This is a genomic window from Streptomyces sp. NBC_00859, assembly GCF_045161865.1.
Lineage (GTDB): Bacteria > Actinomycetota > Actinomycetes > Streptomycetales > Streptomycetaceae > Streptomyces.
Genome location: NZ_CP108826.1, coordinates 6,575,096 through 6,594,285 on the forward strand (window position 1 = coordinate 6,575,096; position 19,190 = coordinate 6,594,285).

At 69.5% G+C, this 19,190-nt stretch carries 18 protein-coding genes and 1 pseudogene; 13 read left to right on the forward strand and 6 right to left on the reverse strand.

Annotated features, from left to right (window positions below; genetic code table 11):
* The 8 genes and pseudogenes from OG584_RS28930 (at nt 1) to OG584_RS28965 (ending at nt 8,065) form a co-directional block, all read left to right on the forward strand.
* On the forward strand, nt 1–957 hold the full coding sequence (locus OG584_RS28930) for a helix-turn-helix transcriptional regulator (RefSeq protein ID WP_405782212.1): 957 nt from the start codon (nt 1–3) through the stop codon (nt 955–957).
* A 23-nt stretch (nt 958–980) separates the two neighbouring features.
* On the forward strand, nt 981–1,226 hold the full coding sequence (locus OG584_RS28935; RefSeq protein ID WP_405784329.1) for a hypothetical protein: 246 nt from the start codon (nt 981–983) through the stop codon (nt 1,224–1,226).
* Between the two features lie 9 nt (nt 1,227–1,235).
* Nucleotides 1,236–1,433: a hypothetical protein gene (locus tag OG584_RS28940; protein WP_405782213.1), complete on the forward strand. Its 198-nt coding sequence runs from the start codon at nt 1,236–1,238 to the stop codon at nt 1,431–1,433.
* A 209-nt stretch (nt 1,434–1,642) separates the two neighbouring features.
* On the forward strand, nt 1,643–1,930 hold the full coding sequence (gene tatA, locus OG584_RS28945; RefSeq protein WP_405782215.1) for a Sec-independent protein translocase subunit TatA: 288 nt from the start codon (nt 1,643–1,645) through the stop codon (nt 1,928–1,930).
* Nucleotides 1,931–1,992: 62 nt separating this feature from the next.
* Complete coding sequence (tatC, locus tag OG584_RS28950) at nt 1,993–2,937, forward strand: twin-arginine translocase subunit TatC (RefSeq protein WP_405782217.1); 945 nt, start codon at nt 1,993–1,995, stop codon at nt 2,935–2,937.
* Nucleotides 2,938–3,606: 669 nt separating this feature from the next.
* Nucleotides 3,607–4,203 (forward strand): annotated as a pseudogene (locus OG584_RS28955) (twin-arginine translocase subunit TatC); the annotation flags it as partial.
* 18 nt (nt 4,204–4,221) lie between these two features.
* A complete protein-coding gene (locus OG584_RS28960; RefSeq protein ID WP_405782219.1) occupies nt 4,222–5,160 on the forward strand; it encodes a diacylglycerol kinase in 939 nt (312 codons plus the stop codon).
* A gap of 76 nt (nt 5,161–5,236) precedes the next feature.
* Nucleotides 5,237–8,065 (forward strand): DEAD/DEAH box helicase, encoded by a 2,829-nt coding sequence (locus tag OG584_RS28965; RefSeq protein ID WP_405782221.1) that lies wholly within the window; start codon nt 5,237–5,239, stop codon nt 8,063–8,065.
* A 54-nt stretch (nt 8,066–8,119) separates the two neighbouring features.
* On the opposite strand, the gene OG584_RS28970 is transcribed toward OG584_RS28965, so the two are convergent.
* Both OG584_RS28970 and OG584_RS28975 read right to left on the reverse strand, forming a co-directional pair.
* A complete protein-coding gene (locus OG584_RS28970) occupies nt 8,120–9,061 on the reverse strand; it encodes an RluA family pseudouridine synthase (RefSeq protein WP_405782222.1) in 942 nt (313 codons plus the stop codon).
* A gap of 169 nt (nt 9,062–9,230) precedes the next feature.
* The gene (locus tag OG584_RS28975) at nt 9,231–9,869 is read right to left on the reverse strand and encodes a fasciclin domain-containing protein (protein ID WP_405782224.1); all 639 of its coding nucleotides are present in this window, start codon (nt 9,867–9,869) and stop codon (nt 9,231–9,233) included.
* Between the two features lie 277 nt (nt 9,870–10,146).
* On the opposite strand from OG584_RS28975, the gene OG584_RS28980 reads away from it, so the two are divergent.
* From OG584_RS28980 to OG584_RS29000, 5 genes are all read left to right on the forward strand, one after another.
* Nucleotides 10,147–11,418 carry an NAD(P)/FAD-dependent oxidoreductase gene (locus OG584_RS28980; RefSeq protein ID WP_405782226.1) on the forward strand — a complete coding sequence of 424 codons (1,272 nt, stop codon included), beginning with the start codon at nt 10,147–10,149 and terminating at the stop codon, nt 11,416–11,418.
* A complete protein-coding gene (locus tag OG584_RS28985) occupies nt 11,415–12,137 on the forward strand; it encodes a DUF1365 domain-containing protein (protein ID WP_405782227.1) in 723 nt (240 codons plus the stop codon). The genes OG584_RS28980 and OG584_RS28985 overlap by 4 nt, the downstream gene beginning before the upstream one ends.
* 68 nt (nt 12,138–12,205) lie before the next feature.
* Nucleotides 12,206–13,453, forward strand: coding sequence for a class I SAM-dependent methyltransferase (locus tag OG584_RS28990; RefSeq protein WP_405784331.1), 1,248 nt, complete (start codon nt 12,206–12,208; stop codon nt 13,451–13,453).
* Nucleotides 13,450–14,757, forward strand: coding sequence for a class I SAM-dependent methyltransferase (locus OG584_RS28995; protein ID WP_405782229.1), 1,308 nt, complete (start codon nt 13,450–13,452; stop codon nt 14,755–14,757). The genes OG584_RS28990 and OG584_RS28995 overlap by 4 nt, the downstream gene beginning before the upstream one ends.
* Complete coding sequence (locus tag OG584_RS29000) at nt 14,754–15,560, forward strand: DUF1295 domain-containing protein (RefSeq protein WP_405782231.1); 807 nt, start codon at nt 14,754–14,756, stop codon at nt 15,558–15,560. Before OG584_RS28995 ends, OG584_RS29000 begins: the two co-directional genes overlap by 4 nt.
* 80 nt (nt 15,561–15,640) lie before the next feature.
* Here OG584_RS29000 and OG584_RS29005 read toward each other — a convergent pair whose 3' ends face one another.
* The 4 genes from OG584_RS29005 to OG584_RS29020 all read right to left on the reverse strand — a co-directional run bounded on the left by OG584_RS29005 (nt 15,641) and on the right by OG584_RS29020 (nt 19,087).
* Nucleotides 15,641–16,393, reverse strand: coding sequence for an anti-sigma factor domain-containing protein (locus OG584_RS29005; protein ID WP_405782233.1), 753 nt, complete (start codon nt 16,391–16,393; stop codon nt 15,641–15,643).
* The gene (locus OG584_RS29010) at nt 16,390–16,974 is read right to left on the reverse strand and encodes a sigma-70 family RNA polymerase sigma factor (RefSeq protein WP_405782234.1); all 585 of its coding nucleotides are present in this window, start codon (nt 16,972–16,974) and stop codon (nt 16,390–16,392) included. Before OG584_RS29010 ends, OG584_RS29005 begins: the two co-directional genes overlap by 4 nt.
* A gap of 275 nt (nt 16,975–17,249) precedes the next feature.
* Nucleotides 17,250–18,104, reverse strand: coding sequence for a siderophore-interacting protein (locus tag OG584_RS29015; protein ID WP_405782235.1), 855 nt, complete (start codon nt 18,102–18,104; stop codon nt 17,250–17,252).
* A gap of 62 nt (nt 18,105–18,166) precedes the next feature.
* Entirely contained in the window at nt 18,167–19,087 is a 921-nt protein-coding gene (locus OG584_RS29020; protein WP_405782237.1) for a 5'-3' exonuclease H3TH domain-containing protein, read from the reverse strand.
* Nucleotides 19,088–19,190 lie beyond the last annotated feature (103 nt).

The window sequence follows — 19,190 nt, forward strand, 5'->3', positions numbered from 1 at the left end:
ATGGCTACGAACGCGATCGACCAGACCCGCCGGATGCTGTCCCTGGTGACCTATCTGCGTGAGCGTCCGGGGGCCCGCGTCGGGGACGTCGCCCGCGCCTTCGGTATCACGGAGGACGAGCTGATCTCGGATCTGGACGTGCTGCCCATGTGCGGTACGAGCTTCCGTGGCGGCGACCTCCTCGACATCGACACCGACGGCGAGTCCATCTGGTGGCACAACGCCGACGACGTGGCGGAGCCGCTGCGCCTCGCCGCCGACGAGGCCACGGCCCTGCTGGTGGCAGCACGCGCCGTGACCACCTTGCCGGGGCTCCGGGAGGGGGACCGTCAGGCGCTGCTGAGGGCCACCGCGAAGCTGGAGGCCGCAGCGGGTGAGGCGGCGGGCGCCAGCTCGAGGCTCTCGGTGACCTTCGAGTCCGAGGGCGGTGTGTTCGCGGACGTCGACCGGGCCATCTCGGAACGGCGCAGGCTCTGGCTGCGCTACTACTCGCCGGCGCGCGACGAGCTCACCGAGCGCGAGGTGGACCCGATCCGGCTCTTCGCCGTCGGCCACACGTACATGGAGGGCTGGTGCTACCTGTCGGAGGCCAGGCGTACGTTCCGTCTGGACCGGGTCGCCGAGATCCGGCTCCTCGACGAGCCTTCCGCGCCGCCCGAGCTGGAACTGCGTGACCTGTCGGCGGGTCTGGTCCAGCCCGCGGCAGAGGACCCCGAGGTCGTGGTCGAGGTGGGCCCCGGTGGGCGCTGGGTCGCCGAGTACTACCCCCACGACAGCGCGGAGGAGCTCGCCGACGGCGGTCTGCGGATCACCCTGCGCACGCCGGACCCGGCCTCGCTGCGCAGGCTGGCCCTGCGGCTCGGCCGCGACGGGCGCATCGTCTCCCCGCAGGACCTGGCGGTCAGCGCGCGGCTCGCGGCCCGTGAGGCGCTCGCGGCCTATGACGGGCAGGAGTAGAGGAGTTGAGGGATATGTCTGTTATGCCGGGATTTTCGGCACAGGTGGGCCCAGTCAGCTTCCGGGCCGCCTGCCCGGACTGCCGCGGCCGCTTCGAACTGACTGCCGGTGCGCTGCGACTGGCGATCGGCGCGAGCCGGCGTACGACCTTCTACTCCTTCACCTGCCCCGAGTGCGGGTCGTCGGTCCGCAAACCGGCTGGTGAGCGCATTGTCGAACTACTCACCGGCGGGGGCGTCCGGACGCTGCGCCTCCACTCCACTCTCTAGGGTGTTCACATGTTCTGGCCGATGACCGCTGTCTTTCTGGGCTTTATCGGAATCGCCGTGCTCGGTGTGCTGGCCATCCGGGTTTTCGTCGAGGCCCAGCGCCTCGGCAGCCAAGTGGCGCACGCCACACAGCAGATCAACCAGGCTGCTGAGGGCCTGGAGCGCGCGGCGGGTGGGCTCGCACGGAGCGGTGAAAGTTTGCGATAGGGGCGCCGGCCTCTGCTGCCGGGCCGTTTCGAGCGGTACGCTGCTGGTCGCGGGCCCGGGAGCGAGGCGCGGGCCGCAAGCGCGAGTCTGCACGGGCATTGCCCTGTGTTTACCCCCGCGGGTTACGATCGCTGCGAGCACGACGACCGGACGCCTGTCCGATCGGTCGGGCAGCCCCACCCAGCCGCCTCGGTGAGAAGGTACAGCTTATGTTCGGAAGGCTCGGCGCCCCCGAGATCATCCTGATCCTCGTCGTCATCGTCCTGCTGTTCGGCGCGAAGAAGCTTCCGGACATGGCCCGTTCGCTGGGCAAGTCCGCCCGCATCCTCAAGAGCGAGGCCAAGGCGATGAAGTCCGAGGGCCAGCAGACCGCCCCGGCCGACCCGCCGCACGACCCCACCGCCCAGACCGAGGTCCCCCGCACGATCCAGGCCGCTCCGGGAGACGTGACCAGCGCCCGCCCCGTGACCGAGCCGTCGGACTCGACCAAGCGCTGACAACTGGGCCGGAGCGGGCGCCGCGGTCAGTGGCTGCCCGCCGCACGAGATGAGGACGTGGGTTGCTTAATTCTGACCGCAAGTCGGAAACAGGGCCCGACGGGCGTATGCCTCTCGTGGAGCACTTGCGTGAGCTGCGTAACCGCGTAGCGAAGGCATTGCTGGCGATTATAGTCGTCACGATTATTGCGGCTTTCTTCTATGACCACATAATCGATATCGTCACCAAGCCGGTACTGCAATCTGTTGGTTGCAACACGAGTTTCGCCCACTTGGCAGCCAAGCCCGCCGGTACCTGCGCCCGCATTACGCTCAACGGCCTCCTCGCTCCGTTCACGCTGGCGCTGAAGGTCTCCTTGACAGCGGGTGTTGTTGTGGCGTCGCCTGTCTGGCTCTATCAGCTGTGGGCCTTCGTAGCGCCTGGCTTGCATCGGCACGAGAAGCGGTATGCGCGCTTCTTTGCCGGGGCGGGAGTTCCGCTTTTTCTCGGCGGGGCACTGTTCGCCTACAAGATCCTCCCGACAACTGCTTCGGTGCTTATCAAGTTCACTCCGCTGGGCGTGGACAACTTGCTACCGCTCGACGACCTGCTTGACCTCGTGACGCGAATGATTGTCGTTTTTGGACTTTCCTTCGAGATGCCGTTGCTTCTGGTGATGCTCAACTTCGTCGGGATTTGCACCGGTCGTCGGATGCTGGGCTGGTGGCGCGGCATGATTATGGGCATCACGGTGTTTGCTGCCGTGGCAACTCCCAGCGTCGATCCGCTCAGCATGCTCGCACTGGCTGCTCCAATCTGCTTGTTGTACTTCCTCGCAGTCGGTGTGTCGATTTTCCACGATCGCCGTAAGGCATCGCGTGAGGCTAACGAACCCGATGCTGACGAACCCTCCGAGCTGGACCTGACACCTGAAGGCGTAGGAGCGATCGAACCAGTCTCCCCTTCGCCGATGGTTCCCGAGCGGAGTGGTTTCAACAGGGTTGGCGAGCATGACGACATCACCTAATTGGTGGATTTTCTTCCATCGTGAATTGATTTGATGGAGGAAAGAGGTTGCGAAAAATGCGGTTCCACGGAATTCGTGGAACCGCATTTTCGTGCGATGGGTGGAACTTCAAGTCTTGGCGCAATCAGGGGCTACGCCAAGTAGCTCAAGGTCGAGTTCAGCAGCTCTTGAAGCCAAGGGGCTTGTTGTAGAACACATAGTTACCCTTGGCGCCCCCGGACGCCTTTATGCATTCGGTAGTAAATGCACCTGTTCTGACCTCAAGGCCTGACTTCCCGCTACAGGTGTTGTGGTAATAAACGGTCCATGTCACCGATCCGTCTGTCCAGGACCAGCTGAAACAGCCTGTCGATCCTGAATGGTAGGACAGCGGAGAAGCGTCGGCTGAGGTGGCGGCCATCGCCGGAGTCGATGCTGAGACCGCCAGGATTGCCGCAGCGGCCGCAGCGACAGCTCCCAAGCGCTGGAGCAGATTCTTACGCATATGATTCCCCCTTGGTGAGCGACGATTGCTCGGAGTTCGCGTTCCGTCACCCAGTGTATTCGTGAGCTCGATGACTATATTCAGGCTTTCGGATAAGAGTCAAGGAGATTTATTGACGCTTTGACTCGGCATTGTGAGTGGAACTGCCGATTTCTCCTGATCGGTGCGCTATCTCTCTCACTGGTCACTGCAGAGCTGATTTGTACGGCTTCGCCCCTCCTGTCGCGCCCGTCCCGCTCTTCCTTGCCGGGGGCTTCTTCGCGTACGAGACGCTCCCGACGATGGCGAAGGTCCTTCTCCAGCTCTCCCCGGGCAACATCGACAACCAGCTGCCTCTCGACGACCTGCTCGACCTGATCACCCGGATGGTCGTCGTCTTCGGCCTCTCCTTCGAGCTGCCGCTGCTGCTCGTCATGCTCAACTTCGTCGGGATCATCACCGGTAAGCGGATGGCCGGCTGGTGGCGCGGCATGATCATGGGCATCACGGTCTTCGCCGCGGTCGCCACGCCCAGCACCGATCCGCTGAGCATGCTGGCCCTCGCAGGGCCGATCTGCATTCTGTACGGCGTCGGCACCGCCGTCTCCCTGCTCAACGACCGCCGCAAGGCCCAGCGCGCCGCAGCGGGTCCGGACGACGACGAGGCGTCCGAGCTCGACCTCACGCCCGAGGCCATAGGGGAGGTCGAGACCGTGCCCGCCTCGCGGGTACCGGAGCAGGCGGGCAGTGAGACGGACGGTTCCAGGCCCAGCGGTCTGGGCGGTTACGACGACGTCACCTGACCTTGTAGGGTCCGGCGGGTGACCAGCGAGATCACCCTCTTCGTCAATCCCACCGCAGGACGCGGCCGGGGCGCGCACGCCGCGCAGCCGGCCGCTTCCGCGTTGCGGGACGCCGGTTTCTCCGTACGCACGGTGCTCGGCAGCGACGCGCCCGACGCGCTGCGCCGGGCGCGCGACGCCGTACGGGGCGGGACCGGCGCGCTCATAGCCGTCGGCGGGGACGGCATGATCAGCCTCGCCCTCCAGGCCGTCGCGGGCACCCGTACCCCGCTGGGCGTGGTGGCCGTCGGCACCGGCAACGACTTCGCCCGAGGGCTCGGGCTCCCGGTACGGGACCCGGCTGCGGCGGGACGCTCGGTGGCCGGGGCCCTCAAGGGCGGGGACATCAGGGAGATCGACCTGGGCCGGGTGGTCCCCGGCAGGGCTGGTGCCGGGGTGGGGACCGGCGACCGGCGGGACGCCGAGCGCTGGTTCGGGAGCGTGCTCGCGGCCGGGTTCGACTCGCGGGTCAACGACCGCGGCAACCGGATGCGCCGGCCGTCAGGACGGCTGAAGTACGACCTGGCGATGATCGCCGAGCTGGCCGCCTTCCGGCCGCTCCCGTACCGGCTGGCGCTCGACGGGGGGCCGCCTCGCGACATCGAGGCGACGCTTGTGGCCGTCGGCAACGGCCCCTCCTACGGCGGCGGGATGCGGATCTGCGCGGACGCGGAGCTGGACGACGGCCTCCTCGACGTCACGGTGGTCGGCGCCTGCTCGCGCACCACCCTGGTCCGGGTCTTCCCGAAGGTCTACCGGGGCACTCACCTCGGCCACCCCGCCGTCACGTCGTACCGGGTGCGCAGGATCGAGTTGGAGGCCGCCGGGGTCACCGGATACGCGGACGGCGAGCCGCTCGGGGCGCTGCCGCTGACCGCCGAGTGCGTGCCGCGCGCGGTCCGGGTCATCGGCTGCTGAAATGCCATCGGCAGTTGAAATGCTCAAATAAAGATCGCGGTGACTGTCCGAGGCGGCGGGTAGGCTCGATGACAAGATGACCGAGGACCTTTCGCCCGCTGAGCGTTATGCAGCCGCCCGCACCCGCGCAGTCGAAGAGGCCACCGCGCTGGCCCCGTTCCGCCGCATGTACGACTTCGACCTCGATCCGTTCCAGATCGAGGCATGCCGTGCCCTGGAGGCGGGCAAGGGTGTGCTCGTCGCGGCGCCCACCGGCTCGGGCAAGACGATCGTCGGCGAGTTCGCCGTGCACCTGGCCCTGGAACAGGGCCGCAAGTGCTTCTACACCACCCCCATCAAGGCCCTGTCCAACCAGAAGTACGCGGACCTCGCCAAGCGGTACGGCGCGGACAAGGTCGGCCTGCTCACCGGCGACAACAGCGTCAACGCGGACGCCCCGGTGGTCGTCATGACCACCGAGGTCCTGCGGAACATGCTGTACGCGAGCTCGCAGGCCCTCCTGGGACTCGGCTATGTGGTGATGGACGAGGTCCACTACCTCTCCGACCGCTTCCGCGGTGCCGTGTGGGAGGAAGTGATCATCCACCTGCCGGAATCGGTGACCCTGGTATCGCTCTCCGCCACCGTGTCCAACGCCGAGGAGTTCGGCGACTGGCTGGACACCGTACGCGGCGACACCGAAGTGATCGTGTCCGAGCACCGGCCCGTCCCGCTCTGGCAGCACGTGCTCGCCGGACGCCGGATGTACGACCTCTTCGAGGAGTCGACGGACCACGGCGGCCGGGGCGGCGCCAAGCGCGAGGTCAATCCGGATCTGCTGCGGATGGCGCGGCAGGAGAACCAGCGCACGTACAACCCGCGCGACCGCCGCCGCGGCAAGATGGTGCGCGAGGCGGACCGCGAGCGCGAGCGGCGCTCCCGCAGCCGGATCTGGACCCCCAGCAGGGCCGAGGTCATCGCCAGGCTCGACGCCGAGGGTCTGCTGCCCGCCATCACCTTCATCTTCAGCAGGGCCGGCTGCGAGGCCGCCGTGCAGCAGTGCCTCTACGCGGGTCTGCGGCTCAACTCGGAGGAGGCGCGCCACACGGTCCGCGAGCTCGTCGAGGAGCGCACCGCCGCCATTCCGCGCGAGGACCTCCATGTCCTCGGTTACTACGAGTGGCTGGAAGGCCTGGAGCGCGGCATCGCGGCGCATCACGCCGGGATGCTGCCGACCTTCAAGGAGGTCGTCGAGGAGCTCTTCGTCCGCGGCCTGGTGAAGGCCGTGTTCGCGACGGAGACCCTGGCGCTCGGCATCAACATGCCCGCCCGCTCCGTGGTCCTGGAGAAGCTCGTCAAGTGGAACGGCGAGCAGCACGCCGACATCACCCCCGGCGAGTACACCCAGCTCACCGGCCGTGCCGGGCGGCGCGGTATCGACGTCGAGGGCCACGCGGTGGTGCTCTGGCAGCGTGCCATGGACCCCGGCGCGCTCGCCGGACTCGCCGGTACGCGCACCTATCCGCTGCGCTCCAGCTTCCGGCCTTCGTACAACATGGCCGTCAATCTGGTGCAGCAGTTCGGCCGGCACCGCTCCCGGGAGCTGCTGGAAACGTCCTTCGCGCAGTTCCAGGCCGACAAGTCGGTCGTCGGGATCTCCAAGCAGGTGCAGAAGAACGAGGAAGGCATCGCGGGCTACCGCGAGGGCATGACCTGCCATCTCGGGGACTTCGAGGAGTACGCACAGCTGCGCCGCGACCTCAAGGACCGCGAGACGGAGCTGGCCAAGCAGGGGGCCGTGCAGCGGCGGGCCGCCGCTGCCGACGCCCTGGAGAAGCTCAAGCCCGGCGATGTCATCCATGTGCCGACCGGCAAGTTCGCCGGGCTGGCACTGGTCCTCGATCCCGGGCTGCCGGCCGGGCGGGCCAATGGGCACCGGGGCTTCGAGTCGTACGACGGGCCGCGGCCGCTGGTGCTCACCGCGGAGCGGCAGGTCAAGCGGCTCGCTCCGATCGATTTCCCGGTGCCCGTCGAAGCGCTGGAGCGGATGCGGGTCCCGAAGTCGTTCAACGCGAGGTCGCCCCAGTCCAGGCGCGATCTGGCGTCCGCGCTACGGACCAAGGCCGGGCACATCGTGCCCGACCGGCACCGCAGGCCGCGCGCGGAGGCGGCCGACGACCGGGAGATCGCCCGGTTGCGCACCGAACTGCGCGCACACCCGTGCCACGGCTGCGACGAGCGGGAGGACCACGCCCGCTGGGCCGAGCGCTACCACCGGCTGCAGCGTGACACCCGGCAGCTGGAGCGCCGGATCGAAGGCAGGACCAACACCATCGCCCGTACCTTCGACCGGATCTACGCTCTGCTGACCGAGCTCGACTACCTCCGCGGTGACGAGTCGACGGTGCACGGGAAGCGGCTCGCCCGGCTCTACGGTGAGCTGGACCTGCTGGCATCGGAGTGCCTGCGGGCGGGTGTCTGGGAGGGCCTCAACCCCGCCGAGCTGGCAGCCTGTGCCTCGGCGCTGGTCTTCGAGGCGCGGCAGTCCGACGACGCGGTCGCGCCCAAGGTCCCCACCGGCGCGGCGAAGACGGCACTGGGCGAGATGGTCCACATCTGGGGCAGGCTCGACGCCCTGGAGGAGGACTTCAAGATCAACCAGACGGAGGGTGTGGGCCAGCGGGAACCCGACCTCGGCTTCGCCTGGGCGGCCTACCAGTGGGCGTCGGGCCGGGGCCTCGACGAGGTGCTGCGCGACGCCGAGATGCCTGCCGGTGACTTCGTCCGCTGGTGCAAGCAGGTTATCGACGTGCTGGGCCAGATCGCGGCTGCGGCCCCCGGTGAGAACAGTACGGTCTCGCGCAACGCCCGCAAGGCGGTCGACGCGGTACGGCGCGGTGTGGTGGCGTACAGCTCGGTGGGCTGACGGAGCGCAGTGCGTACGGGCTCCGCCGGACTCGGCGGAGCCCGTACGCGTGTCTCAGTGCCCCGCCGCCCACTCGTCGAACGCCGTCCAGGCGAGGAGCGAACGGCCGCTCTCGAAGCGGTGCTCGGCGCCGGTGACCGGATCGGTGAATTCCAGAACCCTGGCCAGCAGTTGGAGCGGCCTGCGGAAATCGTCCGGCGCCGGGTCGGTGACCACGGGGAAGAACGGGTCGCCGAGGAGCGGGACGCCCAGCGCGTCCATATGGACACGCAACTGGTGTGTGCGGCCCGTGACGGGAGTGAGCCGGTAGCGGCCCAGAGCGCCCCGGCGCTCCGCGAGTTCGATGTGTGTCTCGCTGTTCGGCTCGCCGGGCGTCTCGAAGGCGGCGACGACGCCGGGCACCTTCGTGATGCGGCTGCGTGAGATGTGCGGCAGGCCGAGCCCGGCCCGGTACGGTGCGACCGCCTCGTACTCCTTGTGCACCTTCCGGTCCCGGAACAGCGTCTGGTACGCGCCGCGTTCCTCGGGCCGTACGGAGAACAGCACAAGGCCGGCGGTCAGCCGGTCCAGCCGGTGCGCCGGACTCAGGGCCGGCAGCCCGAGCTCCTTGCGCAGCCGCGCGAGCGCGGTCTGGGTGATGTGTCTGCCGCGCGGGGTGGTGGCCAGGAAGTGCGGTTTGTCGGCGACGACGATGTGCTCGTCCCGATAGCGCACCCCGATGGCGAACGGAACGGGCACCTCGTCGGGGAAGTCCCGGTGGAACCAGACCGAGCCGCCGGGCAGATAAGGAGTGCCGGCCCCGACCGGCCCGTCCGGCCCGATGAACGCGCCGTCCCGCAGCATGGCGTCGACGGCCTCGGCTCCGCCCGGCAGCCGCTCGGCCAGATGCTCCCGGACGGTGGCCCAGGCGCCGTCGACGGGGAGCCGGAGGCGTACCGCGTCGATGCCCTCGCGCTGGGGCAGGGGGCCCGGAAGCCGGGAATTCTTGCGTCTCATCGTGGCTCAAGAGTACGAGCGGCGGCGCTGAGCGCCCACCCCCGTCCGGCTCGTCCCGGTCGTGCGACGCACGGAGGTGTCCGCACGGACGCGGGCCGCCGCACAGCAGATGTGCGGCGGCCCGCGAAGTGGGACGCTTGAAGCGGTACCCGTACCGGCTCCGCAGCGGTTACTTCGGCATCAGCACCGAGTCGACGATGTAGACCGTGGCGTTGGCCGTCGGGACATTGCCGCAGACGACGTTCGAGGCGTCGTTGACCTTGTACGAGACGCCGGAGCCCGAGGTGGTGAGGTTGCTCTTCTCCAGCGTCGGGTAGCTGCCCTTCTCCAGCATCTTCGGCGTGAGCTTCTTGCCGACGACGTGGTACGTGAGGATCTTGGTCAGCATCGCCTTGTCGTTGAGGACCTTGTCCAGCTGGGCCTTCGGGATCTTGTTGAAGGCGTCGTTGGTCGGGGCGAAAACGGTGATGTTCTGGGCGTTGTTCAGCGTGTCGACCAGACCGGCCTTCTTGACGGCCGTCACCAGGGTGGAGAGCGCCGGGTTGTTCGACGCGGCGGTCGCGACCGGGTCCTTGGCCATCCCGTTGAAGCTGCCCGCACCGTTCTTCGGGACCGTCGCACAGCCCGGACCGAACGGCTTGCTGGTGTCCATGGCGTTCGACTTCGTGGCGGTCGCGGCCGGCTTGTCCGAGCTCGCCTTCGAGTCGTCCTTCTTCGAGTCGTTCGACGAGCAGGCGGAGAGCGCCAGCGGAAGGGCCACCGCGCCGACGACGGCGAGGGTGATGCGGGGGAAGCGAGTGGTGCGCATGGGGTTCTCCTAGTGGAAGGGGTTGTCCGGAACGTCTGCAAGGGATGGGGCACAGGCGGAGTGAGGCGCCGCCACGTAGCGCGTCGCGCAGCGGGTGTTCTGTCCGAAACCCGGTGCGGCCGCATCTCTCCGAAGTGCACTCACGTCGGCTATTCGGGCCTGGTGCGGTCCCGGATTGGTCTGTCATCCGATCGTGTGACGGACCAATCCGTATGGACGCCGGCCGCGAATACCTGGTGAGGGGCGGTGCCCGAGATGACTTACCGGAAGGAGCGGCATGGCGGACCAGAGGCGTCGGACGGCAGTAGTGGGAAGCGGGGTCGCGGGGCTGACCGCCGCGCATGTCCTCCAGCGCGCGCACGAGGTCTCGCTGTACGAGGCGGACGACAGGCTCGGCGGCCACGCACACACCCACGACATACCGTCGGCCGACGGCCGGGTACACGCTGTCGATTCCGGGTTCATCGTCCACAACAGGCGGACCTATCCGAACCTGCTGCGTCTCTTCGCCGAACTGGGCGTAGAGACCCAGGAGTCGGAGATGAGCATGTCCGTACGGTGCGAGGGGTGCGGCCTCGAATACGCCGGCGCCCGCGGCCTGTCCGGAATATTCGCCCAGCCGCGCAACGCCTTCCGAGGCCGCTATCTGCGGATGCTGGCCGAAGTCCCGCGCTTCCACCGTGCGGCCCGCAAGCTGCTGGCCGACGGTCCGGGTGCGGACACGCCGACGCTGGGGGAGTTCCTCGGCCGCGGCGGATTCTCCCCGTACTTCACGGCGCACTTCATGACCCCGCTGGTCTCAGCCGTCTGGTCGTGCGACCCGGTGACCGCGCTGGGCCACCCCGCGGTCCCGCTTTTCCGCTTCCTCGAACACCACGGCCTCCTCTCGGTGACCGGATCCCCGACCTGGCGCACGGTGACCGGCGGTTCGCGTGCCTATGTGGACCGGGTCGGCAAGGAACTCACCGCTCTGCATACCTCGACCCCGGTCCGCAGCGTGCGGCGCACGCCCGACGGCGTCGAGATCACCGCGGACGACGGGACGACCGCCCGGTACGACGCGGTGGTCATCGCAGTCCACCCCGGCCAGGCGCTCGCCATGCTCGCCGACCCGACCGAGCAGGAGCGCAGTGTGCTGGGCGCGTTCCGCTACTCCCGCAACCCCACCGTGCTGCACACCGACACCACGGTCCTGCCGCGCAGCCCGCGGGCCCGCGCCTCCTGGAACTACCTGATGCCGCGGTGCGCCGCCGGAGCCGACAGCGTCCAGGTCAGCTACGACATGAACCGCCTCCAGCGCCTCGAAGCACCGGAGACCTACGTCGTCACGCTGAACGGCGCCGGCCGGATCGACGAGAGCCAGGTGATCGACCGCATGGTGTACGAGCACCCCGTGTTCAGCGTCGATTCGGTGGCCGCCCAGCGCCGGCTGCCCGGACTGAACGGCCCGGTCACCGCCTTCGCGGGCGCCTACCACGGCTCGGGATTCCACGAGGACGGCTGCCGTTCCGGCGCCGTCGCAGCTCAGGCACTGGGGGTGACCTGGTGAACGCCGTCTACCCGTCCACGATCACGCATGTGCGGACCTCGCCCAAGCGGCACACGCTGCACCACCGCACCTACATGTGGCTGATCGACCCCGACGCGCCGCCCAGGCTGCCGTTCCCGCTGCGCCCGCTCGCCCGGTTCGACGCCCGTGACCACTTCGGCGGTGGCGAGCGGACCATCCGCGCGGGCCTGGAGAAGTTCCTGACCGCGCGCGGGGTCGATCTGGGCGACGGGAGTGTGCTGATGCTCGCCCACGCCCGGGTGCTGGGCCATGTCTTCAACCCGCTGACCGTCTACTGGTGCCGCGACGCCGGAGGGCGTCCGCTGTGCGTCGTCGCCGAGGTGCACAACACCTACGGCGAGCGGCACTGCTATCTGCTGCGTCCCGGCCCGGACGGCCGGGACGTCGTGAAGAAGGAGTTCTACGTATCGCCGTTCTTCCCCGTGGACGGCGACTACCGGATGCGGCTGCCCGAACCGGGCGAGCGGCTGAGTCTCGCGGTGCACCTGGAACGCGACGGTGCCCGCCCGTTCACCGCGACCGTACGGGGCGAACGCCGGGACGCCACCCCGGCCGTTCTGCTGCGGTCGGTGCTGCGCCATCCGTGGTCGACCATGGCCCTCTCCCTCGGGATCCGGGTACATGGGATCTGGCTGTATCTGCGCGGGCTGCCTGTGCAGCCCCGTCCCCGTCATCTGCCCCAGGAGGGCGTGAAGTGAGTGTGTCCGTCTCCCCGGCGTCTCCCGGATCCACTGGATCTCCCGGGTCCGCCGCCCCTTCAACAGCACTGTCCCGCGCCGCGGTCGACGCCGAGCGCTGGCCGGACGTGGCCCGGCTGCCGGACGCCTCCTGGCTGCGCAGCGCCGTCGCGGAACGCATCGTCCGCCGGGCGCTCGCCGGACTTCCGCTGCGGGTCCGGCTCGCAGGCGCCGAGACCCTCGGGCTCGGCGGGCCGCTGCTCGACGTGCACGACCCCAGGGCGTTCTTCCGCCGGATCGGCGCCGGCGGACTGATCGGCTTCGGCGAGTCCTGGATGGCGGGCGAGTGGGCGGCCACCGACCTCGTCGGCGTTCTGACCGTGCTGGCCGAACGGGCCGCCAGCCTGATTCCCGCACCACTGCAGAGACTGCGCAGCGTCTGGGCCAGGAAGCAGCCGACAGCCCAGCGCAACACACCCGAGGGTTCACGCGAGAACATCAGCCACCACTACGACCTCTCGAACGACCTCTTCGCGCTCTTCCTCGACGAGACGCTCTCGTACTCGTCGGCACTGTTCCGCGGCTTCCCCGCCGACCGGTCGCTGCTGGCCGCGGCCCAGCACCGGAAGATCGACCGGCTGCTCGACGAGGCCGGAGTGGGCCCCGGCACCAAACTGCTCGAGATCGGCACCGGCTGGGGCGAACTCGCCGTCCGGGCCGCCGCGCGAGGCGCCAGGGTGCGCACCGTGACGCTCTCCAGGGAACAGCGCGAGCTGGCCGTGGAACGTATTCGTGCCGCTGGGCACGAGGACAGCGTGTCGGTGGAGATCCTCGACTACCGCCGGGTGGAGGGGAGCTACGACGCCATTGTGAGTGTCGAGATGATCGAGGCCGTCGGCGCGGAGTTCTGGCCCGAGTACTTCATGACGCTGGACCGGCTGCTCGTGCCCGGCGGCCGGATCGCGATCCAGGCGATCACGATGCCGCACGAGCGGATGCTTGCGAGCAAGGACACCTTCACCTGGATCCAGAAGTACATCTTCCCCGGCGGTCTGCTGCCGTCGACCGAGGCGATCGAACAGATCACCGCCGCACGGACAGGGCTCCGCGTCCGGCGTCGCGAGGAATTCGGGCCGCACTACGCGGAGACGCTCAGGCTCTGGCGCGAACAGTTCGACGCACAGACCGCTGAGGTCGGCGCGCTCGGCTTCGACGAGACCTTCCAGCGGATGTGGACCTTCTACCTCGCCTATTCCGAGGCGGGCTTCCGCTCCGGCTATCTCGACATGCAGCAAGTGCTGCTCTCCAAGGACTCCAAGGAGGAGACCCCCCGATGACGCGCCCTCAGACCCGGAGCGGCGCCGCCCAGCAGCTGTTCCCGCTCGTCGAACAGCTCCTCGGCGGCCGCCTTCCACTGCGCCTGCGCGCCTGGGACGGCTCCGTCGCGGGCCCCGATGGCGCACCCGTCGTGGTGCTCCGCTCCCGCCGGGCCCTGCGCCGGCTGGTCCGGCAGCCCGACGAACTGGGCCTGGCCCAGGCCTACATCACCGGCGAACTGGACGTCGAGGGTGATCTCGCCGAGGGCCTGCGCACCGTATGGAGCGCCGTCCGCGCCCGTGGTCTGCGTCCACCCCGGCTCACCGTCGCCGACCGGGTACGGGCGGTGCGCACCGCGGTGCGCCTCGGGGCCGTCGGACCCCGCCCTCCGGTGCCCGCGGCGCAGGCCAGGCTGCGCGGCACCCTGCACAGCAAGGCCCGCGACCGGGCCGCGATCAGCCACCACTACGACCTCTCCAACGACTTCTACGCCCTGCTGCTCGACGAGACGATGGCGTACTCCTGCGGATACTGGACCAGCGACGATCCGCAGTACGGGCCGGCCGACGCGCAACGCGACAAGCTCGAACTGATCTGCCGCAAGCTCGCACTGACCCCCGGCGCCCGGCTGCTGGACATCGGCTGCGGCTGGGGATCACTCACCCTGTACGCGGCGCAGGAGTACAAGGCGAAGGTCACCGCGGTCACCCTCGCCGCCGAGCAGGCCGACTACGTCAGGCGCCAGGTCGCGGAGCGGGGGCTGGACGATCTGGTCGAGGTGCGGCACTCGGACTACCGCGACATCACGGGCGGCGACTACGACGCGGTGTCCACCGTCGAGATGGGCGAACACGTCGGCGATGCCGAGTACCCCGGGTTCACCGCCAAGCTGCACGGAATGCTCCGCCCGGCAGGCCGGGCGCTGGTCCAGCAGATGTCCCGGGGCGCGGTCGCCCCGGGCGGCGGCGCCTTCATCGAGGCGTACATCGCACCCGACATGCACATGCGCCCGCTGGGCGAGACGGTCGCGCTGCTGGAAGGCGCGGGCCTCGAAGTGCGGGCCGTGGAGTCGCTCCGCGAGCACTACACCCGCACGGTCGGCGCCTGGGAGCGCACCCTGGAGGAGCGCTGGGAGGAGTTCCGCGCCCTGGTCGGTGAGGAGACCGCCCGGGTCTGGCGGCTCTATCTGGTGGGCGGGCGGCTCGCGTTCGAGGAACGCCGGATGGGTGTGGACCAGATCCTCGCCGTACGCCCCGACGACAGCGGCTCCAGTGCGATGCCCGCCACGCTGCACGACTGGTACGCCGAGGACGCCCGGTTGTGAGCGGCTACCCGTGGGGCGCCTTCGGCCAGGGGGTGGGCGCTGCGGCCGCCGCGGCACTCGCGGTCATGCTGCTCACCTTCGCCGTCGCTGTGGTCAGGGGACTGCACCGGATCGTCGACATCGCCTGGGGCCCCGCGTTCGCCGCTGTCGCCCTCGTCTCGTACGCCGTGTCGGCGGGGGAGGGCGGTGACGGCGTACGGCGGCTCGTGGTCACCGCGCTGACCGTGGTGTGGGGACTGCGGCTCGGCATCCACATCGCGCTGCGCGGACGAGGCCACGGCGAGGACGCGCGGTACGAGGCGATGCTCGCGAAGGCGCCCGGCAACCGGGATCTGTACGCGCTGCGCATGGTCTATCTGCTGCAGGGCCTTCTGGTCCTCGTCGTCTCGCTGCCGGTCCAGGCCGCGCAGTACCTGCCGGGCGCGATGGGGCCCGCCGGGTACGCGGGCTGTGGGGTGTGGCTGGCCGGTCTGCTCTTCGAGGGGGTGGGGGACCTGCAACTGGCCCGCTTCAAGGGCGATCCGGCGAACCGCGGCCGGATCATGGACCGCGGCCTCTGGTCCTGGACCAGGCACCCGAACTACTTCGGTGACTTCTGTGTCTGGTGGGGGCTCTTCCTGATCGTCTGCGACGACCCGGTGGTGGCCGCCGCCACCGTCGTGAGCCCGCTGGTGATGAGCTGTCTGCTGATCGGCGGTAGCGGGAAGAGACTCCTCGAACGGCACATGGCCGACCGGCCGGGGTTCGCCGAGTACGCCGCGCGGACCAGTGGCTTCTTCCCGCTGCCACCGAAGCGGAGCTGACCCGGCGAAGGGCGTGGAGGGGGGATCCGGCCGGCCGGATCCCCCTCCACCCCGTCCCTCCACCCCGTGGAGCGGCCCGGTCAGGCCGCGAACTGCATGAGGGCCAGCGGGTCGGTCGTCGGCGCCTTGGAGCCGCCCGCAGGTTCGACCGTGATGCCCATACCGACCGCCGAGTCCACGGAGCCCTGCATGAGCACGCTCTCCGAGGAGGACGAAGGATTCAGCAGACCGGCGGAGCGCATCGTTCCGTTGTCGTTGAACCAGAGCTGGTAGACCTTGCCGCTCGGCGGCTTCGGCAGTCCCGAGCTGAGGAAAGCGGCTCTGTTCCTGGTGTGGGAGACGACGACGGTGCCGCTCGCCCCGTCCTTCAGCTTCCCCGTCGTGATCCTGGCGTCCGGCGCTGCCAGCACCGCGGCCAGTGACCGGGCCCGCTGCTGCGACTGCGCCGCGGTGCTCCTGGCATCGCCCGCCTCCTGGTGCTGCCACACGGCGATCCCGCCGAAGCCGACGGCCGCGGCGAGGCAGGCGGCGAGCGCGAAGCGCGAGAGCGCCCGTCCACCGCGTACGGTGCCGCCGCCCCGGTGCTGCTCGGGCAGCAGCGGTCCCTCCTGACGCTCGGTGGCGATCCGGCGCAGGACCTCCTGCTTGAGCGCGGGGGGCGGGGTCACCGTGACGGCGAGCGCGAGCCTGCCCGCTGTCGCCACCAGCTCACGGACCTCCTGGGTACAGGCCGGGCACACCAGGAGGTGCTGCTCGAATTCGGCACGCTCCTCCGGGTCCAGGGCGTGCAGCGCGTAGGCGCCGGTGAGCGTGTGCAGATCCGCTGTCATCATGCGCTGACCCCCAGGCAGTCGCGCATCCGGATGAGTCCGTCGCGCAGTCGAGTCTTGATGGTGCCGAGCGGTACGGAGAGCAGCTCGGCCACTTCCCGGTAGGCAAGACCCCTGTAGTACGCGAGCGTCACGGACTCGCGCTGCACCTCTGTCAGGGAGCTCAGACAGCGGCGTACCTGTTCACGCTCCAGGCGGGACTCGACCTGCTCGACGACCTCGTCGAACGCCGGTGTCCGGTCGAGCAGCGCCGCCCGCTGCTCACGGTCCGATGCGGCCTGGGCCGAGCGCACCCGGTCCACCGCCCTGCGGTGGGCGAGCATCAGGACCCAGTTCATGGCCGACCCGCGGTCGGCCTGGAAACGTGCCGCGCTGCGCCACACCTCCAGGAGTACTTCCTGTGCCACTTCCTCGGACTGCGCGGGATCGCGGAGTACGGCACGGACCAGCCCGAGCACGGGACCGCACACCGAGTCGTACAGACGCGAGAAAGCGTCCTGGTCGCCGCGGGCGACCATGGCGAGCAATTGCTGCAGATCAGGTCCCGCCGAAGCGGCTCCGCTGATGTGCACGGCTTCTTTCACGCGGTGTTCCTCCACGGTACGGGCAGGCGGCGTACGGGTTCTCGCTCGATATTCGGAGCGGGTGCGGCGACGGATTGGTCAGATGTGCGAAGGGTTCCAGAGCTTGCCGGTTCCGCGGTACACCGCGGCCCAGTCCATGATCATCGTGCTCGGCATGCTGGTGCGCCGACGGGAACCGATCGTCGGCATCGGCGCGTTCTGCTGCCGCCCCCGTACAGCGGGAGGTCCCGGTGGCGAGCACACACGCTCGCCACCGGGACCTCTGCGCGCCGTGGTCAGCCCGTCTGCTGCTGCGGCTGCTCCTGCTCGGCCTCGACCTGGGCGTTCCACTCGCGCTTCACCGCACGCCAGGTCTCGTCGTCCTGCCCGAGCCGCCAGTAGCCGGAGATGGACAGCTGCTCGCGGGGGACGCCCCGGTCCATCCGCAGATGGCGCCGCAGCTCCTTCACGCAGCCCGCCTCACCGTGTACGAAGGCGCTCAGCTCACCGGCCGGGAAGTCCAGCGTCCGCACCGCCTCGACCAGCGCCTCACCTGCCGGGCGACCGCCGCGGTGCAGCCAGCGCACACCGACGCCGTCCGGCGCCGCGATCTTCTGCTCCTCCTCGGGCCCCGACACCTCGACGAACGCGTGGACCACCGCCCCTTGGGGCATCCGCTCCACCGCGGCCGCGATGGCGGGCAGCGCGCTCTCGTCGCCCGCCAGCAGGTGCCAGCCGGCCGCCGGGTCCGGCGCGTAGCCGCCGCCGGGTCCCAGGAAACGCACCGTGTCACCGGGCCGGGCACCTGCCGCCCACGGCCCCGCGAGCCCTTCGGTGCCGTGGACGACGAAGTCGACCGTCAGCTCGCGCAGCGCGGGATCCCAGGCCCGCACCGTGTACGTCCGGGTGACCGGCCACTGCTCGCGCGGGTACTCCTCGCGGATCCGGGCCATGTCGAAGGGCTCCGGATAGCTCACTCCGGCGGGTGCGAAGAGCACCTTGATGTAGTGGTCGGTGAATTCCGACGCGTCGAACGTGTCCAGCCCCTCACCACCGATGACGAGCCGGACCATGTGCGGGGTGATCCGCTCGGTGCGGATGACGTGCGCCTCGCGGGCCTGCGGTGTCTTACGGGCCGGTGCTTCCGCCACTGACGGCTCCCCTGATCGATGTGGTTAGGCTGACCTAAGTTAGCACCCCGGTTCTGATCCGGTCAGCCCCGGAGAGTGGTGAGCAGCCGCTGCAGCGAGCCGCCCAGGCCCCACAGGGCGGCCTGCTCCTCCAGAGTGGCCGGGTCGCGGGGCTCCGCGGGCAGCGCCGGGTCGAAGGGCGGCAGCGGCACGTCCGATGCGACCCGCACCACCTTCGGTGCCACCGCGACATAGGGGCGGGCCTCGTCCAGCTTCCTGCGCTGCGAGGGAGTGAGCCGGGAGGCCGGATCGTCGACAGCGGCCATGATCCCGGCCAGGTCGCCGAACGCGTCGAGCAGTTTCGCCGCCGTCTTCTCGCCGATCCCCGGAACGCCCGGCAGCCCGTCGCTCGGGTCGCCCCGAAGCAGCGCCAGGTCCACGTACCCCTGGCCGGTCACCCCGTACTTCTCGCGCAGCAGCGCCTCATCGGTGAGCTGGAGGCTGCCGACGCCCTTCAGCGGATACAGCACCCGGACACCGCGGGCGTCGTCCACCAGCTGGTAGAGGTCGCGGTCGCCGGTGACGATGTCGACGGGCCCGGTGGCCCGGCCGGTCAGTGTGCCGATCACGTCGTCCGCCTCGTACCCCTCGACACCGACCCGGGCGATTCCGAGCGCGTCGAGCACCTGCTCGATCATCGGCACCTGCGGGGCCAGTGTGTCGGGGGTGTCCTCCTCGTCGGGGCCCTGTTCCGTCTCCTGCGCCACCCGGTGCGCCTTGTACGAGGGGATCAGGTCGACGCGCCACTGGGGGCGCCAGTCCGCGTCCATGCAGGCGACCAGGGAGTCCGGGCGGTGGTCCTGGACCAGCCGGGCGATAAAGTCGAGCAGCCCCCGTACGGCGTTGACCGGGGTGCCGTCCGGGGCCCGTACGGAGTCGGGGACCCCGAAATAGGCCCGGTAGTAGAGGGAAGCGGTGTCGAGGAGCATCAGGCGTCGGGTCACACCCCGATGATGCCGTACGCCACTGACAGTCACCTGAGGTGAGCTGGGTCACTCTTCTGTTTGGGATGTGTAAAGGCGGGCAGGCGCCGCCACGGAGCGGAAC

Excerpts from the sequence above, each read along its gene's own strand:
- tatA (WP_405782215.1), top strand. The coding sequence starts at position 1,643 with ATGTTCGGAAGGCTCGGCGCCCCCGAGATCATCCTGATCCTCGTCGTC.
- OG584_RS28935 (WP_405784329.1), top strand. The coding sequence starts at position 981 with ATGCCGGGATTTTCGGCACAGGTGGGCCCAGTCAGCTTCCGGGCCGCC.
- OG584_RS29005 (WP_405782233.1), bottom strand. The coding sequence starts at position 16,393 with ATGATGACAGCGGATCTGCACACGCTCACCGGCGCCTACGCGCTGCAC.
- OG584_RS28995 (WP_405782229.1), top strand. The coding sequence starts at position 13,450 with ATGACGCGCCCTCAGACCCGGAGCGGCGCCGCCCAGCAGCTGTTCCCG.
- OG584_RS28980 (WP_405782226.1), top strand. The coding sequence starts at position 10,147 with ATGGCGGACCAGAGGCGTCGGACGGCAGTAGTGGGAAGCGGGGTCGCG.
- OG584_RS28970 (WP_405782222.1), bottom strand. The coding sequence starts at position 9,061 with ATGAGACGCAAGAATTCCCGGCTTCCGGGCCCCCTGCCCCAGCGCGAG.
- OG584_RS28965 (WP_405782221.1), top strand. The coding sequence starts at position 5,237 with ATGACCGAGGACCTTTCGCCCGCTGAGCGTTATGCAGCCGCCCGCACC.
- OG584_RS28930 (WP_405782212.1), top strand. The coding sequence starts at position 1 with ATGGCTACGAACGCGATCGACCAGACCCGCCGGATGCTGTCCCTGGTG.
- OG584_RS28975 (WP_405782224.1), bottom strand. The coding sequence starts at position 9,869 with ATGCGCACCACTCGCTTCCCCCGCATCACCCTCGCCGTCGTCGGCGCG.
- OG584_RS28940 (WP_405782213.1), top strand. The coding sequence starts at position 1,236 with ATGTTCTGGCCGATGACCGCTGTCTTTCTGGGCTTTATCGGAATCGCC.